General features: G+C 62.8%; 5 protein-coding genes. All 5 read right to left on the bottom strand.

The window, feature by feature from the left end:
• Window positions 1–84: 84 nt before the first annotated feature.
• Entirely contained in the window at window positions 85–756 is a 672-nt protein-coding gene (locus HP499_RS18550) for a nucleoside triphosphate pyrophosphatase (RefSeq protein WP_172325660.1), read from the bottom strand.
• A 247-nt stretch (window positions 757–1,003) separates the two neighbouring features.
• Window positions 1,004–3,523, bottom strand: a complete 2,520-nt coding sequence (locus HP499_RS18545) for an MMPL family transporter (protein ID WP_172325659.1) — start codon at window positions 3,521–3,523, stop codon at window positions 1,004–1,006.
• A 1-nt stretch (window position 3,524) separates the two neighbouring features.
• A complete protein-coding gene (locus HP499_RS18540) occupies window positions 3,525–4,241 on the bottom strand; it encodes a TetR family transcriptional regulator (RefSeq protein ID WP_172325658.1) in 717 nt (238 codons plus the stop codon).
• Window positions 4,242–4,377: 136 nt separating this feature from the next.
• Complete coding sequence (locus HP499_RS18535; protein WP_026542732.1) at window positions 4,378–4,809, bottom strand: YbjQ family protein; 432 nt, start codon at window positions 4,807–4,809, stop codon at window positions 4,378–4,380.
• Between the two features lie 92 nt (window positions 4,810–4,901).
• Window positions 4,902–6,335, bottom strand: a complete 1,434-nt coding sequence (locus HP499_RS18530) for a dicarboxylate/amino acid:cation symporter (protein WP_172325657.1) — start codon at window positions 6,333–6,335, stop codon at window positions 4,902–4,904.
• Between the last annotated feature and the right edge of the window lie 451 nt (window positions 6,336–6,786).

Below are 6,786 nucleotides of genomic sequence, written 5' to 3'. Positions count from 1 at the left end.
CGCGATTGTGAGGGTTCCGCCCATATTGATGGGGGATTCCGTGTGTGAGGCGATGTTCCTTTGTAGGGTTGCTACAAAGTGCTTCTACTGCTCGTCGTTGTCCCATAGTTCCGTGATGCCCACGTTGGCGTGGACCAGCAGATCCCGGAGGGTGGAGATGGAAAGCCCGACGACGGCGTGCGGGTCGCCGTCCACCTTGCGGATGAAGGCCCCGCCCAAGCCGTCGATGGTGAAGGAGCCGGCGCAGTGAAGGGGTTCTCCGGTGGCGATGTAGGCGTCAATATCGTGGTGGCTCATCTGTGCAAAGTGGACCTCCGCGCTGGAAACGGCTCCAACCGTGGCGCCGGTGCCTTCGGGGTTGTCAGTTTCCGATGCGTCCTCTTCCGCGTCAGCGGCGGTGTCCCGGCAGTCAACCAGCCAGTGGCCGGTGTGGAGCACTCCCTGCGATCCGCTCATCCGCAGCATCCGTTCCCGGGCAACCTCCGCGGTGTAGGGCTTGCCGTGGGACTCGCCGTCGAACTCGAATACCGAATCGCAGCCGATTACCAAAGCACCCTCAGCCTCTGGGAGGGACGCCACAGCCTCGGCCTTGGCACGGGCCAGCAACAGCGCGGTGTCGTGCGCGTCGGTGACGCCGTACTTGGCCTGGACAGCATCCTCGTCAACGTCCGAGACCAGGACGTCATGCCTGATTCCGGCCTCCGTGAGCAGCTTGGTGCGGGCGGGGGACTGGGAGGCAAGGATCAATCGAGTCACGGTCCCCAGCCTAATACGAACCCTCTCCCACTTCCCGCGTGCTTGAGCCGATCGCTCTCTCACGTCCCCGGTGCTTAAACCGATCGCTCTTTCACGTCCCCGTTGCTTAAGCCGATCCCTCTTTCACGTCCCGCGTGCTTAAGCCGATCGCTCTCTCACGTCCCGCGTGCTTAAACCGATCGCTCTCTCACTTGCCTCAAGCAAGTGAGAGAGCGATCGTGGATATCGGCTGTTATGTGAAAGAGCGTTAGTGGACGAGTTCCTCGGTCTTCCGACGATCGGTCCGCTCCAGCTTGGCGCCCTCAACATCGACGTCCGGCAGGATCCGTTCCAGCCACTTGGGCAGCCACCAGGCCTTCTCGCCCAAGAGGTACATCACGGCTGGAACTATGGTCATGCGGACCACGAAGGCATCGATCAGCACACCGAACGCCATGGCGAAGCCGAGCGGCCGGACCATGGTGAGGTGGCTGAAGATGAAGCCGGAGAACACGCTGACCATGATGATCGCAGCCGCGGTGACAACGGCTGCAGCGTGGCTGAAACCGGATCGTACCGCGTGCTTGGCGGTCTCACCGTGCATAAACGATTCCCGCATGCCCGAGGTGATGAACACCTGGTAGTCCATGGCGAGACCGAACAGCACACCGATGAGGATGATGGGCAGGAAGCTCAGGACAGCGCCCGGATTGGCGACGTCGAAGATCCCTCCGAGCCAGCCCCACTGGTAGACGGCAACTACGGCGCCGAAGGCAGCAGCGAGGGACAGAAGGAAACCGCCGGTTGCCAGCAGGGGCACCACAATCGAGCGGAAGACCAGCAACAAGAGCAGCAGGGAGAGTCCCACGACGATCGCCAAGTACGGCGGCAATGCAGCGCCGAGCTTGTTGGAAACGTCAATGTTGCCCGCGGTTTGTCCGGTCAGGCCAATTTTCACGTCAAGGTCGTCGCTGATCACAGCACCCTTTGCGCGGAGATCAGACACCACCTGCACGGTGCCCGCACTGGCCGGGCCTTCCTTGGGAATCACCTGGAACACTGCGGTGCGACGATCGTCGCTCAGTGCGATCGGTACCGCAGCAATGACATTCTCAACGCTCCGAAGCTGATCCGCGACATCGAACTGCTTGCTCTTGGCGTCGTTGTCGCTGAGGCCTTCAGGGAATTCGCCGACGACGACGATCGGTCCGGTGACGCCTTCGCCGAAGCTGCTGCGGGTGAGGTCATAGGCCTTGAACGCCTGCGAATCGACAGGCTCGGAACCGCCGTCGGGAAGTGCCAACCGCAGTTGCGAGGCCGGCAGCGCCAAAGCGCCCAACAATACGACGCTGGCAACCAGGGCAACCCACGGATGACGAGTGACCATACCGCCCCAGCCCCCGCTGCTGCGCTTCTCTTCGCGTTCACGGTCGGCCGCTTCGTGGCCCGGCTCAGCGTTGTGCTTTGCAGCTTTGGCCCAGGCGCGCTTTGAAATGAGTCTCCGGCCGATCAGGGCCAGAACGGCGGGGGTCAAGGTCAAAGCTACGACGACGGCGACGGCCACTGTCGCTGCGGCCGCAACACCCATCACGGCGAGGAAGGGAAGTCCCGGAACCACCAGTGCAGCCAAGGCGATGATGACGGTGAGACCGGCGAACAGCACGGCATTACCCGAAGTGCCCGTAGCCAAGGCCGCAGATTCCTCCGCGTCCATGCCGGCCAGAAGCTGGGTGCGGTGACGGTTGACGATGAACAGGGAGTAATCAATACCAACCGCGAGGCCAAGCATCAGGGCAAGCATCGGGGAGATGGAGCTCATGTCGATGACGCTGGTCAGTGCGAACGTTCCGCCGACACCTACAGCTACGCCGATCAGGGCCATCAGGAGGGGAAGCCCGGCCGCGATGAGTGTTCCGAGCATCAGGATCAGGACCATGGCCGCGACTGCGACGCCCACGATTTCAGCAACCCCGAAGATCTCCGAGACGTCCTCGGTGATTTCCTTGCTGGCGTAGGCCGTGACGCCGGCAGATGAGACGCCGTGGACGATCTCCTGGACCTCTTCGCGGACGGCGGGGTCAACGGCGTTGATGGAGGTCTTGAACTGGACCTGGGCTACCGCTGCTTTGTTGTCGCTGGAGACAAAACGGAGGCCTTCGGAGGCTTCGAGCTGTCGCTTTCCCAGAGCCAGCTCGGTGGCGCCGTCGGCAGCTTCCTTGGCTCCGGCGTCGAGCTTTTCCTTGCCAGCCGCAAGCTCTGCGCGCTGCGGGGCCATCCGTGCTTCAATCTCCGCAGGTGTCATGCCCGAGGCGGCCAGCTGCTGTTCCGCCCCGGCCAGTTGGGCTTCGCTCGCTTCGAGCTGCGCGCGGGTTGCGTCAAGCTGCGCCTTGCCCGCGGCGGCCTTGGCTTCACCGGCCGCGATCTCACCGGCGGACTTGTCCAACTGTTCCTGCGTGGTGAACGGGTTCACCGTTCCCTGAATGTCAGGCATGGCTTCAAGCTTGGTCAGCGCAGCGGCCACTGCGTCCTTCTTGGCTTGGTCGAATCCGCCGTCGCCGGCATCGAAGACCACGCTGGCGGAGCCTCCCGAAGAATCAGGGAGCGCTTCCTTGAGCTTGTCCGCCATCTGCTGGGTTTCGGTCCCCGGGATGGTGAAGTTGTTGGACATGGTGCCGTGGAAGGCTGCGGCCGAGCCGCCAACTGCCACCATGACGGCCAGCCAGATGGAGATGACCAGCCAGCGGCGCCGATACGAAAACTTGCCGAGACGGTAGAGGAACGAGGCCATGTCAGAACCGATCTGTGGTGGTTGGAGCGGAGGGGGAGGTGGGGACAGGCGCGTCCGACGGCGGCGCGAAGCCGGCTCCGAGGAGGCCCATCGCATCGATGAGGTGCTGGCGAAGGACCGCGAGGGACTCCGCCGAGAGGTCGGGCCCGCGGTCGGCGAACCAGACGTTCATGGCGGCCTTGCCGCACGAGATCACGGAGCCTGCCAGGGCGTGGAGATAGAGCTCGCTGATGCCGGCGCCGAGCCTGCTGCGGGCGGCGTCTATGATCTGCTCGGTGCAGTGTTCCCAGGCTTCAAGCTCGGAGCGGGCCAACTGGCGGTTGTCCTGCGTCAGGCTGAACAGCTCGGCCATGGGGGCGACGGACATGGGATCGGCCAGTGCCATGAGGGCCGCTTGAGCGGATTCGAGGATCGACTCATCTGCCGGACGCAGCCGAAACTGCTCCAAAGCGTGATCCATGAAGCCGTCGGCCACGGAGGCCAGGGCCGCCTCAAGGCTTGGGAAATAGTTGAAGAAGGTTCGCCGCGAGACACCGGCGGCGGCCGCGATGTCTTCTACGGTGAAATTGCCGGACCCGTTGCTGCGCAAGAGGTCCAGGGCTGCGGATGCTATGGAGCTGCGGGTGGCCGCTTTGTTGAGTTCGCGCCTGGTGGGCGCTGTTGACTCAGCAGTGCTGGGCGACTCCGCAGCGGCTTCCTGGCTACTGGTTTGTGTCACCTACTTACACTAAGTGCAAGTTTGCACTCTGCGCAATTTGAGGTGGATGGGGATGCGAAAAGTCCCGCCCTTGTTCGTCACGGCCACCCCTGTGCAGGGAGGAGGGCGAACCAGGGCGGGACTCGGAAGCGTGAACCTAGAACTGAGTCGGGGGCACCGGCGGCGCGGGAGGAGTCGGCTGGCTCTGCTGCTGCGCGGCCGACTTGGTCAGGTAGATCGACTGTCCCGTTGCTCCGGGCTCGCCCTCTCCGAGCGGCAGTACGTAGACGGCGGTGCCGTAGGCGCACACTTCGGTCCAGTTGGTGCCCATTTCCGAGGTGTCGAACCGCATGGCGACGATGGCATTGGCCCCACGCTGTTGCGCCTCATTGACCATGCGTGCCATGACTTCCTGGCGGCTTTCGTAGAGTGCCTTGGTCATTTCGGGCAGTTCGCCGCCCCCCAGGGAACGGAAGCCGGCCAGCATTTGCGAGCCGATGTCCCGTGAGCGGACGGTGAGGCCCATGACTTCGCCGAAGACGGCATCGATCCGGTGGCCCGGGATTTCATTTGAAGTGACGATCAACATGGTCAGAGCCTATCCAGAGATGGCCCCTTTAACGGGCAAATCCCCCGGGGAGAACTCCCCGGGGGACTTGCACACTTCCAAAGAGGTTGAGACTACGCCTTGGTATCGGCCAGTTCGCGCTCGTTGCTTTCGGCTGCTGCCTTGTCGGCGGCGTACTCGTCGGCAAAGGCGGCACCGTTGCGGGGTGCGTTGTACAGCGACTCATCCAGGATGCCCTGGCGCTTGGCCACGATGGCCGGGACCAGTGCCTGGCCTGCCACGTTGACCGCGGTGCGGCCCATGTCCAGGATGGGGTCGATGGCCAGCAGGAGGCCGACGCCGGCCAGCGGCAGACCCAGCGTGGACAGGGTCAGCGTGAGCATGACGACGGCGCCGGTGGTACCTGCCGTAGCGGCCGAACCCAGGACCGAGACCAGAACGATCAGCAGGTACTGGCTGAAGTCCAGGTTGATGCCGAAGAACTGTGCCACGAAGATGGCTGCAATGGCCGGGTAGATTGCTGCGCAACCGTCCATCTTGGTGGTGGCACCCAGCGGCACGGCGAAGGAAGCGTAGCCGGAGGGGACGCCGAGGTTCCGTTCAGTGACGCGCTGCGTGAGCGGCAGCGTGCCGATCGAGGAACGGGAGACGAACGCCAGCTGCACGGCCGGCCACACGCCGGAGAAGTACTGCTTGATGGAGAGCCCGTGAATGCGCACCAGGATGGGGTAGAGGACGAACAGCACCAGAGCCAGCCCGATGTAGATGGCGGCGGTGAACTTGCCCAGGGAACCGATGGTGTCCCAGCCGTAGATGGCCACAGCGTTGCCGATCAGGCCGATGGTGCCCAGCGGAGCGAGGCGGATGATCCACCACAGCACTTTCTGGATAACGGCCAGCGCGGAAGCGTTGAAGGTGAGGAAGGCTTCGGCCTGCTTGCCCACCTTGAGTGCGGCCACACCGATCGCGATCGCAATGACCAGGATCTGCAGCACGTTGAAGTTGACCGCGGTGCTGACGGTGGTGGCAGCGTTGGCGCTCTCGGTCACTGTGGAGCTGGCGCCAAGACCCAGGAAGTTCTTGGGGAAGAGACCTATCAGGAAGGCCCACCAGTCACCGGTTTTGCCGGCGTAGTTCGCTTCTTCGGTGATGCCGGTTGCGGCGCCCGGCTGCAGGAGAACACCCAAGCCGATGCCGATCAGCACCGATACCAGCGAGGTGATCGCGAACCACAGCAGGGTGTTCCAAGCCAGTCGCGCAGCATTGGAGACCTGGCGCAGGTTGGCAATGGAGCTCACCACAGCGGTGAAAATCAAAGGAACGACGGCGGTTTGCAGCAAGGAGACGTAGCTGGAGCCGATCGTCTGGAGAGTGGCCCCCAAACCATTGGGGGCGGCCTTGGTGCTGCCCGTGTACTTGGCGATGAGGCCGAGGATGAGGCCCACTATGAGGGCTGCGATGATCTGGACGCCGAAGGAACCGGCCCACTTGGGGAGCCGGAAGCCGCTCTTGCCAGCTGCTGGGGAAGTGTTGGTTGAGGTGCTCACCGGAACACGTTAGGTGCATGGCCAATAACATAGCGAACGGACGTTGAGAAATGTTACGTGCGCAAAAGTTATTCCCGCAGCTTTGTGACGTTGGTCTCACGGGTGGCTTGGAGAGCTTGCGCGTCATTGACGGTTGGCCGCGTGTGAAGAAGGCCGCCCATCTCCCGGTAATCAAGAGGTTCGGCTGCCTCCGGTCGCGAGAGGTCTCGTATTAGCCCTCCGGTTGCGCCAGCCCGGTTATCCACAATCGTTTGTCTGTTTGTTGGATTTATTGGGTTGTGTTGGTAGTTTAGGCATCGTCTGGTCGCCTGGGTTTGTTTTGGCTTGGGTGTTGCGATTGTTCTTATTGGGAGGAAAGTTCTATGTCGCGTGTGTTGTCTACTGAGCAGGCCAAGGCTGCTATTGGTCAGGTGCAGTCGATTATTACTGGTGGGTTTACGGATCAGATTTC

The sequence above is a fragment of the Paenarthrobacter sp. CM16 genome (genome assembly GCF_013179505.1).
Lineage (GTDB): Bacteria > Actinomycetota > Actinomycetes > Actinomycetales > Micrococcaceae > Arthrobacter.
Note: the sequence above shows the minus strand (reverse complement) of the source record. Positions and strands in the feature narration are given on the sequence as shown.